The sequence below is a fragment of the Arthrobacter sp. SDR-2R genome, assembly GCF_057747955.1.
Genome location: NZ_CM173231.1, coordinates 1,144,138 through 1,156,506 on the forward strand (window position 1 = coordinate 1,144,138; position 12,369 = coordinate 1,156,506).

Below are 12,369 nucleotides of genomic sequence, written 5' to 3' on the forward strand. Positions count from 1 at the left end.
CCCTCGCTAACGTTCACCGGGCCGGGTTTGATGGGATTGTCCGTTTTCAGCTTTCCACCCCTTGGAGGACCCAGCATGCGCGCAGCCATCATGCACGCCCCCGGAGACGTGCGCGTCGAGGACCGTGACAAACCCGCCATCAGGCAGCCCAGCGACGCGGTCATCAAACTCGTTGCCGCCTGTGTCTGCGGGTCCGACCTCTGGCCCTACCGGGGCGCAGACAAACTGGCCAAACCCATGCCGATGGGCCACGAATACGTGGGAATCGTCGAAGAAGTGGGCGCCGACGTGAAGAATGTCCGCCCCGGCCAATTCGTGGTTGGCTCCTTCTTCGCCTCGGACAACACCTGTGAGATCTGCCGCTCCGGCTACCAAAGCGGCTGCGTCCACCGGCAGGGCGTGGGCGGTGCGCAGGCTGAGTACCTGCGCGTCCCGCTGGCGGACGGCACCCTGGTGGCCACGCCGGAGATGCCCGACGCCGGCATGGTTCCGTCGCTGCTTGCCGCCTCCGATGTCCTGGGCACGGGATGGTTTGCCGCCAAGGCGGCCGAAGCGGGACCAGGCAAAACCGTGGCGGTGGTGGGCGACGGCGCCGTGGGGCTTTTGGGGATCCTGGCCGCACAGCAGATGGGCGCCGAACGCATCATTGCCATGTCCCGCCACGCCGACCGGCAGGCCCTGGCCCGCGAATTCGGCGCCACCGACATCGTCGAGGAGCGCGGGGACGCAGGCGTGAAGAAGATCAAGGAACTCACGGGCGGGCTCGGCGCACACTCGGTCATCGAGGCCGTTGGCACGCAGGAATCCATGCTGCAGGCAATCCACGCCACCCGTGCCGGCGGCCATGTGGGCTTCGTCGGTGTCTCCCATGACGTGGCGCTGCCAGGCCGGGACCTGTTCTACTCGCACGTCCACCTGCACGGCGGTCCCGCTCCGGTCCGGCAGTACCTTCCCGAGCTGATCGACCTGATCCTCCGTGGCGACATCAACCCCGGAAAGGTGTTCGACCTCGAACTCCCCTTGGACCAGGCAGCAGAGGCGTACAAGGCCATGGACGAACGCCGCGCCATCAAGGTGCTCCTCCGGCCCTGACGTTTCACCCGGCTTGGCCAGGCTGCAGAGGGTAGGACTGCCAAGACCAGGTACAACAGGGCCACGCTGGCCCCACCTTTTCCGGGGTTTGATCCGAACAACCCCGGTAGCATTTCAGTTATCCCCCAACAGATCACAGGAGAACCATGACTACCGTCAAGGCTTATGCATCCCCGTCCGCCACGGAGGACCTGGTGGCAACCACCATTGAGCGCCGCGAGGTGGGTCCCCACGACGTCATGATCGACATCAAGTTCGCCGGCATCTGCCACTCGGACATCCACACTGTCCGCGGCGACTGGGGCCGGCAGCAGTACCCGCTGGTTCCCGGCCACGAAATCGCGGGCATCGTTACAGAGGTGGGCTCCGCGGTGACCAAGCATGCCGTTGGCGACCGTGTTGGTGTTGGCTGCATGGTCAACTCCTGCAAGGAGTGCGCCAACTGCCAGAAGGGCGAGGAACAGTACTGCCTCAAGGGCAACGTTGGCACGTACGGCGCCGTTGACCGCGACGGCACCATCACCCAGGGCGGCTACTCCACCCACGTTGTGGTGACCGAGGACTTCGTGGTGACCATCCCCGAGGGCATCGAACTCGATGTCGCCGCACCGCTGCTGTGCGCCGGCATCACCACCTACTCACCGCTGCGGCACTGGGGCGCCGGTCCCGGCAAGAAGGTCGCCGTCGTCGGCCTCGGCGGCCTGGGCCACATGGCCGTCAAGCTCGCCCACGCCATGGGCGCCGACGTGACTGTCCTGTCCCAGTCGCTGAAGAAGCAGGAAGACGGCCTGCGCCTGGGCGCTGACAGCTACTTCGCCACCAGCGATCCCGCCACGTTTGAGGTGCTCGCCGGCTCCTTCGACCTCATCATCAACACGGTCAGCGCTTCAATCGACATCAGCTCCTACCTCGGCCTGCTGAAGCTTGACGGCGCACTGGTCAACGTTGGTGCTCCTGCCGAGCCGCTTCCCGTCAATGCGTTCGCACTGATCGGCGGCCGCCGCTCCTTCGCCGGTTCCATGATCGGCGGCATCCGCGAGACCCAGGAGATGCTCAACTTCTGCGCCGAGCACGGCCTGGGCGCCGAGGTCGAGGTCATCCCGGCTGAGAAGATCAACGAAGCCTACGAGCGCGTCCTTGCCTCGGACGTCCGCTACCGCTTCGTGATCGACACCGCCACCCTCTAAAGCACCACCCCCGCGCGGCGGGCCGGCTCCGAAAGGGGCCGGCCCGCCGTCGTCCGTGGCAGAAGCAGCAGCCGTGGCAGAAGCATCAACCCGCTACGGGGCGAGGCTCTTGAGGATCGCCGCCGCGGGGCCGTCCACGGCATGCCGGTAGTTGATGCCGGCCCACAGGTTCAGCCAGTCCGGCTCGCCGGCGGCTGCAGCCGCTGCCCGCAGGGGAGTGGTCAGGTGGTGGATCTCCGGGTAGCCGTAGGGGGCATCGGGGTCGTGGCGGCGCATGAATTCGTTGTAGAGGCCGCGGGCGTTGCGGCCCGAGAAGGCGCGGGTGACGGCGGTGGTGGTGAACCGCTCCGATGACGACAACGCGGCCCGGTGCGCCGCCTTGGTTCCCGCTTCATCCGCGCGGAGGAAGGCGGTTCCGGCCTGGACCGCCGCGGCACCCACGGCGAGGGCAGCCCGCGTGTCATCGGGCGTGGCAATCCCGCCGGCCGCGATGAGCGGCACCTCAAGGTCGGAGAGCTCTTCGAGGATGCCATGCAGGGGCACCTCGGGAGGCGGAACATCCGCCTTGAACGTCCCGCGGTGGCCGCCGGCTTCCGGGCCCTGGACGCACAGGGCGTCGGCGCCTGCCTCAAGCGCCTGAAGCGCTTCGCCGCGGTCCGTCACCGTGGCGACCACATACACACCCTGCTTTTGGAGGGCCTGGACCACGCCGGTAGCGGGAACGTCGAAGGTGAAGGACACAACGGCCGGCGCGAGCTCCAGCAGGACCTCGAGCTTTTTGTCCCAGTCGTCATGGTCATGCCGTGGCTCGCCCAGGCTGACACCGAAGCGCTCGGCGTCAGGGGCCAGGGACGCCGCGTACTGCTGAAGGGACGCCGGGCTGATGACCGACGGCTGGGGAACGAACAGGTTGACCCCGAACGCCCGGCTGGTGAGTGAGCGCACCGTCTCAATCTCGGAGCGCATCGCCGCGGCGGTCTTGTATCCGGCCGCGAGGAAGCCGAGGCCGCCGGCGGCAGTGGCAGCCGCCGCGAGCTGAGGTGTGGAGGGCCCGCCTGCCATCGGTGCCTGGATGATCGGCACTGCCAGGGACCCGAGGTTGAACCGGCCGGGCTTTTGCTGGGTATCCATGTTTCCTCCCCGTCCTGCTGCGCGTACCTCACGAATGCTACGCCGTTCCGCGGCGGCGGGCTGCGCCAGGTTGTGCGGTCAGGGCCCCCGTCCCCGCGGGGCAGCAAAAAAAGCGCGGACGACGGCGGGTGGTTCCCCGGCGTCGTCCGCGCCCCTTGGTGGTGGGAGTGCCTAGAGGGCCAGTGCCGCCTCGTCGCCGCGCACACTCAGGGTGAAGGTGTTGGGCCCGCTGCACGTGACAGCGATGCGGCAGGTGGTGGTGTTGTGGCGCGACGACAGGTCGCTGACCGCGGAATCGAGGGTCTCGTGGAGTGAGGTACGGTCCCAGATCTTCAGGGTCACGGATTCGGCAGTATTAAACGTCATTGTTCAGACTTTCCTGTATCAAGCCGGCGCTGCGTCCGGTCAATTGGCCTGTCCGCGCTCAGAGGATCGGTGGCCGGTGCTCACCGGTGGGCCTCATTGCGTCACCAGGATGTCGAGGGCCGATGTGTCCTGCCCTGCCCTTCCATAGTGCCCATGACGAAAGTGCCTGCTCAACCAAAATGCCCTATTATTGCGAGTGATTCTCATCACTTGTGAGCGGGCGCACAGTCCACTCCGGCGTTACGGAAGCGCAGTGCTGCTCCACGCCTTTGCTCGTCGGCTTCGATCAGCTGGTCCGGCCCCCGGTCCATTCGACATTCATCTTTTACCCCCACCCGGATCGGCATTAAGGCTGCCCCTCGCCACGATCTCCTGCGCAATCTCCTGGATCCGGCGGTTGCCGGATGCGGCAGCGGCCTGGAGGAGGTCCAGTGCGCCGTCCCGGCCGCCGCGGGCCTGGAGCATAACCAGCGCAATGGCCGCGTCAACCACCGCGCGCGACTTCAGTGCGGCCCGCAGGTCCTCGGAAAAGACCTCAGGGGCGTGGAGCCGCAGTGCGAGCCGAAGGATGCGGGACATCGACGCCGCCTGGTCCTCCACCAGCTTGACGGTCTCGGGGTCGAAGGCATGGACAGCATGCGCGTAGCAATTGAGGGCCGCTTGGGAAAGGGGCTCCGTGCGGATGGGTACCGCCAAAACCGAGCGCACACCCAGCTTTGCAACGGCATAGGTGTACGGTGCCCACCTCTGGTCAAGCTGCAGGTCGTCGATCAATACGCTGCGCTGCTCCCTGAGCGCGGCGAGGCATGGGCCTATGCCAAAGGCGTACTGGGTCTCGTCCAGCCGGCGGCCCTCTTCGCTGCTGTAGGCAAACGTGGACAGGGCGCCGTCGCGCTCCACGGTGACCGTACATGCCACCGGCGTCCCGTCTCCCCCCAGCTGCGACGCGGATATGGTCGCAAGGCCCAGGAGGAACTGCGAAAATTCCGGGGTGTTGAGCAATAAATCCTGATACTGGTCTGCGGTGGTGACTGCATCGTTGTTGGCCATAAGGCCTCAATCCCTAGTTGCGCCAGTGATCCTTTATTCGACACTACGCCTGTAAAGGGGATTCCGAACAGGGTTTGATGCCCGTCTCACTGATGCTGCTTCAGGAGCTTGGCGCGGCGGCGCCTGGTTCGCTGCCGCCGTCGTCATCCCCTTCCGCATCCCCATCCGCATCCTCTTCCGCGGCCTCCGGCCTGGATGTGAAGTCATTGGAGTAGGGCGCACGCGGCCGCGGCCGCTCGTCAATCAACTCGTTCGCCGCAAGCGCCAGCAGGTCGCGCTGGATCGGCGGCAGCGAGAGAAGGCCCTGCAGGTAGGCCTCCACCTCATATTCGCCTGCGTCTCCGGACATGCCAAAGTACTTCAACCACAGCTCCGACACGGAGATATCCGCTGCCCTGAGGGCTGCACGGAGCCGGCGCCTTTGTTCCGGTTCGTGTGGATCGAAACCCATCCGCGCTGCCTAAATCCCGGACGCCGGCGTCCCGGCCAGAATGGATTCGCTGATGTTCAGCAGGGTGGTGCGCTCGTTCCGCGCCTGGTTCATCAGCTGTTGCAGCGCCGCCTTGTGCGTCGTGCCCAGGCGTTCCATCACCACACCGCAGGCGCGGTTGATGACATCCCTGCTGTGGAGCGAAGTCTGCAGCCCTTCCGTCATTTTGCGCGGAGCTTCGCTTCCTTGGACGTGCGACAGAAGGGTCGCGGCCGGCCCGGCGAACAGTTGAATCAGCCGCACGCTGGTTTCGTCGTAGCCGGACGGTGTGGCGGCATACAGTTTGAGGGCGCCGATCGCTTCCTTGCCGGCCATCAACGGTGCACTCACCACTGACCGGATGGGTAGTCCCCGCACCGAGTCCCGCCATAGCGGCCACCGCATGTCGTCGTGGAGGTCCTGGACCAGGACGGGAATCTCTGCCGCCCAGGCTGTCAGGCAGGGACCTTCGCCATGGCGGTACTGTTCGGCGTCAGCCTGTTCCACCACCCCGTCGGTGTAGCCGCTGCTGGTCCGCCGGCCCCGGGAGTCAAGCAGGGACACGCCAGCACCGATGGTGCCCGGGACTGACTCCTTGGCGGCCCGCGCCAGGAGGCTGACCGCGGTGCCCACCTTTTCCTCTGTCAGCAACAATCCCTGAATCCGAGCAATCACAATGCTGAGCTCGTCAATGGGCAGGTGCTGGGGCATCTCTCCAGCATAGGTTAACCACTTGGCGTCTCCACGCGCCGCTTGGCTGCAACAGTAGGATTGCAGCATGTCGACATCAGCAGATAACGAGTCGGTCCGTCAGCTGCAGGAAATCCTGGTGGGCGCGGAGGGCATTGTGGATTTCCTGTCCGGGCTGTCGGGCATGGCTGCCGCAGCGGTCTCCGAAGCTGCGAACGACACGATCGAATGTGCTGTCACCCTCAAAGTCCGGCGGCGTCCTGCCACTGCAGCCGGCAGCAGCGACCGTGCGCTGGAGCTCGACCACATAGAGCAGGTGTTGGGCGACGGGCCTTGCGTCCGTGCCCTCCGGGAGATGACTCCGATCATGATTGACGACGTCGCAGAAGACCCGAGATGGCCGGACTTCAACAAGAAGCTGGCCGAACACAGCGTGCGCAGCAGCCTTGGCGTGCCGTTGGTGATAACCGGTGATGCAAGGGCGGCGTTGAACTTTTTCGCCGCCAAACCCCACGCGTTCACCGCTGATGTATACGATAAGGCAGTTGGTTTCGCTGGTGCCGCCCACAACACCATGCAGCTCTCCGTGCGCATCAACACGAGCGAAAACCGGGCCGACGACCTGGAAGCCGCCCTTGAGAGCAGGACCGCCATCAATCTGGCCTGCGGCGTGATCATGGCGCAGAACCGATGCTCGCAGGAAGAGGCGATGGAGATCCTCACCAAGGTCTCAAGCAACCGCAACCGTAAGCTCCGGGATGTTGCCAAGGAACTGATTGAGCAGTTGTCCGGCACCAGCGTCCGCACGCACTTCGACTCGTAGCCGGCAGGTTGCCAACCTGATCCCGGCCCGGTCAGGGTGCAGCTCTCAAGGATACGATGGCGGTCCCTCCGCTTCGGTGAACGTCCCAGCAGTGGCCGCTGCCGATGACGTCGTAGTCCCCGTCGCCCAAGGCCGCTAAAACCACGGCTGTGCGCTCGTCAATGGCCACCGTCCTTTCCACCAGGCCAGCTGCCACGGCGCCCACGGCACGGCTCAGGGTCCCGGCCTGGGCGGCATGGACATCCACGGAAAACCCGGCCAGCCCCAGACCCTCGCGGATATCCACTGAGTCCAGGCCCTCCGAGCACTCTTCGCCGCAAACTTCCACTCCGTTGACCTTGTATCCGCCAACCAACGCCCGCCGGGGTGCCACCACGGCGCCGGCGGAAAACCCCAGATAGGGTGCGCCGTCGGCAACCAGGCGCCGTATCGTTGCGGCCGCGGGGTGCAGGGCCTCCCAATAGGCCGGTGTGAGACCGCCGCCCACCACCACCGCATCGACTTTCGCGAAAGCGCCGGGGTCGGCAGGCTTGCCGTCTGGAAGCGGTACGGCAGCAATTTCGCACTCGATCCTGGCCTGGAGGGATTCGGCGCAGGCGGCCACGAGTTCCTGCAGGTTGCCGCCGCGTTGGTGCACGGCTACGGCGATGCGGGGAGTCCGGCGGCCGGCATGTTCCCGGACGTCGAGTGCGAACCGGTCGAAGACCTCCTGGAATGCCAGCGGATCCGGGCCCGCCCCGGCGAGGAAGATGCTCATGGCCTTCAAGATACCGGCACGGCCGGGGTGCCCACGGCAGGACCATTGACGCACGTCCAACTGAGGGCTAATCTACAACCAAATGGTTGTAGATACGCTGACTGAGACTGAACTGGACCGCCTCTTCCAGGCGTTCGCCGATTCCACCAGGCGGGACATCGTCCGCCGGGTGACTGTCGGCGAGTACTCCGTTTCCGGCCTGGCAGCGCTTTATGCCATGAGTTTTGCGGCCGTCCAGAAGCATGTGGCGGTGTTGGCGCGGGCATCCCTGGTCACCAAGGAAAAACGCGGAAGGGAGCAGATCGTGCGGGGCAATCATGAAGGACTGCGGAAAGCCCGGCAGCTGCTCGACGAATATGAACAAATCTGGCGGCAGCGCGCCGCCAGGATGGCAGACATTCTCGCTGAAGGTTAGGAAGGCATTGCCATGGCAGTCATCACTATGGACAAGAACCCGGAGGCGCTGACCCTCACCCTGGTCGCAGAGTTCGACGCCGGCGTCGATCGTGTGTGGCAGCTGTGGGAGGACCCCCGCCAGCTGGAGCGCTGGTGGGGCCCACCCACTTGGCCGGCCACATTCCACAAACTGGAATTCGTCCCCGGCGGCCGTGCCAACTACTACATGACCGGCCCGGAGGGGGAGAAGGCCCACGGCTGGTGGGAATTCACAGCGATTGATGCCCCGCGGACGCTGCAGTTCGACGACGGGTTCGCGGACGACGACGGCAATCCCACCGGCGACCTGGGCGTCACCCACGCCACGGTCACGTTGGAGCCGCTGGGGGAGCGTACCCGCATGACCATCCAATCGTCCTTTGAATCCGAGGAGCAGTTGGAGCAGATGGTGGCCATGGGCATGGAGGAGGGCCTGAAGGGAGCCGTGGGCCAGATCGACGGCATCCTCGCCGAGCACGCCAACGCCTGACTGCACGGTTGCCACGACGAACTCCCGCCACAGCATCTGGTGGGCGGACGACGGCGGGACGTCCCGCCGTCGTCCGCCCACCTTTGCCGTTGAACAAGGAAGCCGCCCGTTGAAATACTTGAAGGTGGTTCAGGCCGAGGGAAGGCGGTGGCAGCAATGAGCGGCGGGACAGGGGATTTCCGGAAGCGCCTGGAGAGGGCAGTGGAGCTCCGTTCATACCGCGGCGCCGGCATCAGTGCCGAGGAGGAAGCCGCGCTGGACGCCCTCGACGAGAGGGAGCGTGAGAAGCGGAGGAAAGTCAGTGATGCCGCCCGCGCCGAGTACCTGGTCCGGGATGCCATGGCACAGGGCAAGTTCGACAACCTCAAGTACGCGGGCAAACCGATCCCCGGCCTGGGGGACTCGTACGACCCCGACTGGTGGGTCAAGGGGCTGATCCAGCGGGAACATATCAGCGGCCTGGGCCCGGCTGCCATCCTGCTCCGCGGCGAGGACGCTGAGCTCGAAGCCAAGCTGGATACCCAGTACACCGAGCAGCAGGTCCGGGACCTCCTTCAGGATTTCAACCGGCGCGTGATCGATGCCCGCCGCCAGCTGCAGGGCGGGCCGCCGGTGGTCACCAAGACCCGTGACGTGGAGGAGGAAGTGGAGCGCTGGCGCAGCCGGCGTGCGGCGCGGAGTGTGGAAGTTCCCGCCGAACCGGAGCCCCAGCGTTCCTGGTGGAAGCGGTTATGGAAGGGGACGGGCCAGGAATAAGGGTTCCACTGCTCATGGAGCCGACTGGCAGATGGGGGGACAGTTAACGGCGGTCAGCTGGTTTTCCACATAGGGCTTTTGGGTGGCTGTCGCTGTCGGACCCTGAGGTCTGCCGCTCCGCTGAAGCCAGGGCCTACGGCTTCGGGGTAGGGCTGGGACCAATCATCGAAGCGGGAGGCGGCGCGAACGGGGTTGCGGGATAAAGCGGCGCCACCTTGAGCATGTAGTTGGCCCACTGTGGACCGGCGATCATGTATCCGTCCAGCCGGGGGTAGAAGGTGCCGTTGATGGTCACGTTTTGTCCTGGCCGCTTTTGGCCTTCCAGGGCATCCCCGAAGAAGGAAGCGGTGACCATGCCGGTGGTGTATCCCACCACCCAGGTGGAACCGTTGTTGTTCGAGGTCCCGGTCTTGGCTGCGGTGGGGACCTTGTCATGGACCTTCGGGTTGATCCAGACACCGGAGCCCTTCTTCAGGACATCCTGCAGTACCGAGTTGACGCCGCGGGCTACGTCCGGTTTGACGGCATCGTGGCAGTCCGGGGCCTGGGCGGGCAGCTTCGCCCCGGCTGCATCCGTGACATCAACCAGTCCAATGGGTGCGCAGAAGCGGCCGTCCGTGGCGAAAGTGGCAAAGGCATTGGCAAGGGTAAGGGGGGCAACGCCGGTTCCGCCCAGCAGGTTGCCCAGCTGGTGCATGTTGACCGGGGTGCTGTCGAGGCCACTGTGCAGCCCGACGGCATCCACCATTTTCTGGATGCCGCAGAAGTCCAGCTGTGCCGCCGCGGCGAAGGTGGCGGTATTGATCGAGTTGTACAGGCCGTAGTTGACGGGCATCGGCCGGTAGAAGCCGTCCTCGGCATTCTGCAGGTCGTCGGCAGCACCAAGGGCGGGGTTTGCCTGCGCGGTGCTGTAGGCTCCCAGCACCTTTCCGCAGCTGTCCTTCCACGGGAACCCCAGGGGATAGACGCGGCGTGAGGCGTCCACTTCGGCGGTGATCGACTTTCCCTCGTTCAGCCACTCCGCAAAGGTGAAGGGCTTCATGGTGGACCCGGGCTGGAAACCTCCGGCGCCGTTCAGGTCGTTGCCCTGGGCGTCCTTGGCATCCACGTTGAAGTTGAGGTTGGTGTCGAACTTGCCGGGTTGCGGAAGGAACACCGTGTTTTGGGCCATCGCCAGGATCTTGCCGCTGCCGGGCTGGATGGTTAGCAGCGAAGCTGCCCACCGGTCAGGATTTGCGCCTGCGGTTCCGTCAACCTGGGCCTGTGCGGCGGCCTGAAGCCTGCTGTCCAGGGTGGTGACGATAGTGAGCCCACCCCGGTACAGCCTTCGTTCCCGCTCAGGTTCCGTCGGGCCGTAGGCAGGATTGTTGAGGATCAGGTGCGAGATGTAATCGCAGAAGTACGGCGCGATGGCCGCATTGGCGCAACCCTGCTGCTGGGGCGTGATCTTCAATTCAATCGGAGCGGCCACGGCCTCGTCATGCTGGGCCTGGGTGATCTTGCGCAGGCGCAGCATCTCGGACAGGACCTGGTTGCGGCGCACAATGGACTTGTCCGGGTTGGTGGCCGGGTTGTACAGGGTTGGGCTGTTGACCAGCCCGGCCAGCAAGGCTGCCTGGGGAAGGGTGAGGTCTTTCGCGCTGGTGCTGAAGAAGTAGCGTGCCGCGGCTTCAATTCCGTAGGCGTTGCTGCTGAAGAACACGATGTTGAGGTAACCCTCAAGGATCTGGTCCTTGGTGTACTTCTTCTCCAGCGTGATGGCGAGCTTCATTTCCCGCAGTTTGTCGCCAAGGGTCTTCTGCCCGTTCAGCACCACCGCGTCCGGCCTGTCCTGTGAGAGCTGTGCCTCGTTCAGGACGTTGGTGACGTACTGCTGGGTGATGGTCGAGGCGCCCTGCTCGCCGCCCTTGGTCAGGTTGGACACCATCGCCCGCAGGATCCCCTGCGGGTCAACACCCGCATGGTCGTAAAACCTGCTGTCCTCGATGGCGACAATGCCGGTCTTGATGAAGGGCGACATCTGGTCCAGCGGTACCCGCACACGGTTCTCCGCGTAAAACGTGGCGATCGGTTGCCCATCGGCGGTCAGGACCTTCGTAGCCTGCGACGGCGGCTGCACCGTCAATTCCGCCGGCAGGCTTTCGAAGAAGCCAATGGAGGAACTGACGCCCATCCCGGCGGCTGCCACAGCCGGAACCACCAAGCTGGCTGCCAGCACGCCGCACATGACGCTCGCTGCAAGGAACCCCAGGACCCGTCCCAGGGCCGCGCCAAAACCGCCCCTGCGCTTCCGCTTCTTCACCATTCCTCAGCCCTCGTCCTGTGAGGTGGGAACAGGATACGCCCCTGCCAAGGGCCGAAACAGTGGCGGAAGGTCAGGATTTGGTCACACCAAACCATTGACCAAGCGATAGTTACCGACATATCGTTAACTATCGCTGAACAAAACAGCGAGCTTCTGAAAACGAAAGGACCATGCCACCATGAAAGGCATATTTGATGACAGGAATCCCGGCCCGGAATTCGGCAAGGGCCGCTTCGAACGGGGGAGGGGCCACAGGGGACCGCACGGGCACCGGGGTCCGGGCTTTGGTCCCGGTTTCGGACCTGGTTTTGGACCTGGTTTCGGACCCGGATTCGGGCCGGGCTTTGGCCCGGGTTTCGGGCGGGGCGGCCGGCGGGCCAGCCGGGGCGATGTCCGTGCAGCCATCCTCTCGCTCCTTGCGGAGGCACCATCCAATGGTTACGGACTGATCAAGACCATCGCCGCAAAGACCGGCGGAATGTGGCGGCCAAGCCCGGGATCCATTTACCCCACGCTCCAGCAGTTGGTGGATGAGGGCCTGATCGAGGCGCTCAGTGAAGGCCGCGGGACCGAGTTCGCACTCACGGACGCAGGCAGGGCCTATGTGGCAGAGCATGCCGAGGAGATGGAGAACGCCTGGAACGCCGAACCGGACAGCGCCGACAGGGACTTCCACCAAAGCATCGGCAAGCTCCTGGGCGCCATCCATCAGTTCCGCACCGGCGTGACCCAGGAACAGCGTGCTGCTGCGATCGAGAAGATGGACGAAACCCGCCGGGCGCTCTACAAAATCCTTGCGGACTAGATCCTTAGGCCGC

At 65.0% G+C, this 12,369-nt stretch carries 14 protein-coding genes; 7 read left to right on the top strand and 7 right to left on the bottom strand.

Features of this window, described 5'->3' with window-relative positions; all coding sequences use genetic code 11:
• Positions 1-75 precede the first annotated feature (75 nt).
• Positions 76-1,092 (top strand): zinc-dependent alcohol dehydrogenase family protein, encoded by a 1,017-nt coding sequence (locus tag AC3ANU_RS05265; protein ID WP_018770613.1) that lies wholly within the window; start codon positions 76-78, stop codon positions 1,090-1,092.
• 146 nt (positions 1,093-1,238) lie between these two features.
• Positions 1,239-2,279 (top strand): NAD(P)-dependent alcohol dehydrogenase, encoded by a 1,041-nt coding sequence (locus AC3ANU_RS05270; RefSeq protein ID WP_056391504.1) that lies wholly within the window; start codon positions 1,239-1,241, stop codon positions 2,277-2,279.
• Positions 2,280-2,372: 93 nt separating this feature from the next.
• Here AC3ANU_RS05270 and AC3ANU_RS05275 read toward each other — a convergent pair whose 3' ends face one another.
• The 5 genes from AC3ANU_RS05275 to AC3ANU_RS05295 form a co-directional block, all read right to left on the bottom strand.
• A complete protein-coding gene (locus AC3ANU_RS05275; RefSeq protein ID WP_018770611.1) occupies positions 2,373-3,410 on the bottom strand; it encodes a nitronate monooxygenase in 1,038 nt (345 codons plus the stop codon).
• Positions 3,411-3,581: 171 nt separating this feature from the next.
• Entirely contained in the window at positions 3,582-3,776 is a 195-nt protein-coding gene (locus tag AC3ANU_RS05280) for a hypothetical protein (protein ID WP_018770610.1), read from the bottom strand.
• Positions 3,777-4,094: 318 nt separating this feature from the next.
• Positions 4,095-4,826 (bottom strand): GAF and ANTAR domain-containing protein, encoded by a 732-nt coding sequence (locus AC3ANU_RS05285; RefSeq protein ID WP_056391502.1) that lies wholly within the window; start codon positions 4,824-4,826, stop codon positions 4,095-4,097.
• A gap of 100 nt (positions 4,827-4,926) precedes the next feature.
• Complete coding sequence (locus AC3ANU_RS05290) at positions 4,927-5,277, bottom strand: hypothetical protein (protein ID WP_134165464.1); 351 nt, start codon at positions 5,275-5,277, stop codon at positions 4,927-4,929.
• 9 nt (positions 5,278-5,286) lie between these two features.
• A complete protein-coding gene (locus AC3ANU_RS05295; RefSeq protein ID WP_018770607.1) occupies positions 5,287-6,006 on the bottom strand; it encodes a GAF and ANTAR domain-containing protein in 720 nt (239 codons plus the stop codon).
• A gap of 67 nt (positions 6,007-6,073) precedes the next feature.
• Here AC3ANU_RS05295 and AC3ANU_RS05300 point away from each other — a divergent pair, with 67 nt between their 5' ends.
• Positions 6,074-6,808, top strand: a complete 735-nt coding sequence (locus tag AC3ANU_RS05300) for a GAF and ANTAR domain-containing protein (RefSeq protein ID WP_488315598.1) — start codon at positions 6,074-6,076, stop codon at positions 6,806-6,808.
• 31 nt (positions 6,809-6,839) lie between these two features.
• Here the strand turns inward: AC3ANU_RS05300 and AC3ANU_RS05305 are convergent, their stop codons facing one another.
• A complete protein-coding gene (locus AC3ANU_RS05305; RefSeq protein WP_488315599.1) occupies positions 6,840-7,565 on the bottom strand; it encodes a Type 1 glutamine amidotransferase-like domain-containing protein in 726 nt (241 codons plus the stop codon).
• Between the two features lie 82 nt (positions 7,566-7,647).
• On the opposite strand from AC3ANU_RS05305, the gene AC3ANU_RS05310 reads away from it, so the two are divergent.
• The 3 genes from AC3ANU_RS05310 (at position 7,648) to AC3ANU_RS05320 (ending at position 9,246) form a co-directional block, all read left to right on the top strand.
• Complete coding sequence (locus AC3ANU_RS05310; RefSeq protein WP_018770604.1) at positions 7,648-7,980, top strand: ArsR/SmtB family transcription factor; 333 nt, start codon at positions 7,648-7,650, stop codon at positions 7,978-7,980.
• A gap of 12 nt (positions 7,981-7,992) precedes the next feature.
• Complete coding sequence (locus AC3ANU_RS05315; protein WP_018770603.1) at positions 7,993-8,490, top strand: SRPBCC family protein; 498 nt, start codon at positions 7,993-7,995, stop codon at positions 8,488-8,490.
• Positions 8,491-8,646: 156 nt separating this feature from the next.
• A complete protein-coding gene (locus AC3ANU_RS05320; RefSeq protein ID WP_488315944.1) occupies positions 8,647-9,246 on the top strand; it encodes a DnaJ family domain-containing protein in 600 nt (199 codons plus the stop codon).
• 133 nt (positions 9,247-9,379) lie between these two features.
• Here the strand turns inward: AC3ANU_RS05320 and AC3ANU_RS05325 are convergent, their stop codons facing one another.
• A complete protein-coding gene (locus AC3ANU_RS05325; protein WP_223992688.1) occupies positions 9,380-11,551 on the bottom strand; it encodes a transglycosylase domain-containing protein in 2,172 nt (723 codons plus the stop codon).
• 178 nt (positions 11,552-11,729) lie between these two features.
• On the opposite strand from AC3ANU_RS05325, the gene AC3ANU_RS05330 reads away from it, so the two are divergent.
• The gene (locus tag AC3ANU_RS05330; protein ID WP_018770600.1) at positions 11,730-12,356 is read left to right on the top strand and encodes a PadR family transcriptional regulator; all 627 of its coding nucleotides are present in this window, start codon (positions 11,730-11,732) and stop codon (positions 12,354-12,356) included.
• Positions 12,357-12,369: the final 13 nt, after the last annotated feature.

What these genes read in the sequence shown, in the direction of transcription:
- AC3ANU_RS05265 (WP_018770613.1), top strand. Translation starts at nt 76, where the DNA reads ATGCGCGCAGCCATCATGCACGCCCCCGGAGACGTGCGCGTCGAGGAC.
- AC3ANU_RS05270 (WP_056391504.1), top strand. Translation starts at nt 1,239, where the DNA reads ATGACTACCGTCAAGGCTTATGCATCCCCGTCCGCCACGGAGGACCTG.
- AC3ANU_RS05275 (WP_018770611.1), bottom strand. Translation starts at nt 3,410, where the DNA reads ATGGATACCCAGCAAAAGCCCGGCCGGTTCAACCTCGGGTCCCTGGCA.
- AC3ANU_RS05280 (WP_018770610.1), bottom strand. Translation starts at nt 3,776, where the DNA reads ATGACGTTTAATACTGCCGAATCCGTGACCCTGAAGATCTGGGACCGT.
- AC3ANU_RS05285 (WP_056391502.1), bottom strand. Translation starts at nt 4,826, where the DNA reads ATGGCCAACAACGATGCAGTCACCACCGCAGACCAGTATCAGGATTTA.
- AC3ANU_RS05290 (WP_134165464.1), bottom strand. Translation starts at nt 5,277, where the DNA reads ATGGGTTTCGATCCACACGAACCGGAACAAAGGCGCCGGCTCCGTGCA.
- AC3ANU_RS05295 (WP_018770607.1), bottom strand. Translation starts at nt 6,006, where the DNA reads ATGCCCCAGCACCTGCCCATTGACGAGCTCAGCATTGTGATTGCTCGG.
- AC3ANU_RS05300 (WP_488315598.1), top strand. Translation starts at nt 6,074, where the DNA reads ATGTCGACATCAGCAGATAACGAGTCGGTCCGTCAGCTGCAGGAAATC.
- AC3ANU_RS05305 (WP_488315599.1), bottom strand. Translation starts at nt 7,565, where the DNA reads ATGAGCATCTTCCTCGCCGGGGCGGGCCCGGATCCGCTGGCATTCCAG.
- AC3ANU_RS05310 (WP_018770604.1), top strand. Translation starts at nt 7,648, where the DNA reads ATGGTTGTAGATACGCTGACTGAGACTGAACTGGACCGCCTCTTCCAG.
- AC3ANU_RS05315 (WP_018770603.1), top strand. Translation starts at nt 7,993, where the DNA reads ATGGCAGTCATCACTATGGACAAGAACCCGGAGGCGCTGACCCTCACC.
- AC3ANU_RS05320 (WP_488315944.1), top strand. Translation starts at nt 8,647, where the DNA reads ATGAGCGGCGGGACAGGGGATTTCCGGAAGCGCCTGGAGAGGGCAGTG.
- AC3ANU_RS05325 (WP_223992688.1), bottom strand. Translation starts at nt 11,551, where the DNA reads ATGGTGAAGAAGCGGAAGCGCAGGGGCGGTTTTGGCGCGGCCCTGGGA.
- AC3ANU_RS05330 (WP_018770600.1), top strand. Translation starts at nt 11,730, where the DNA reads ATGAAAGGCATATTTGATGACAGGAATCCCGGCCCGGAATTCGGCAAG.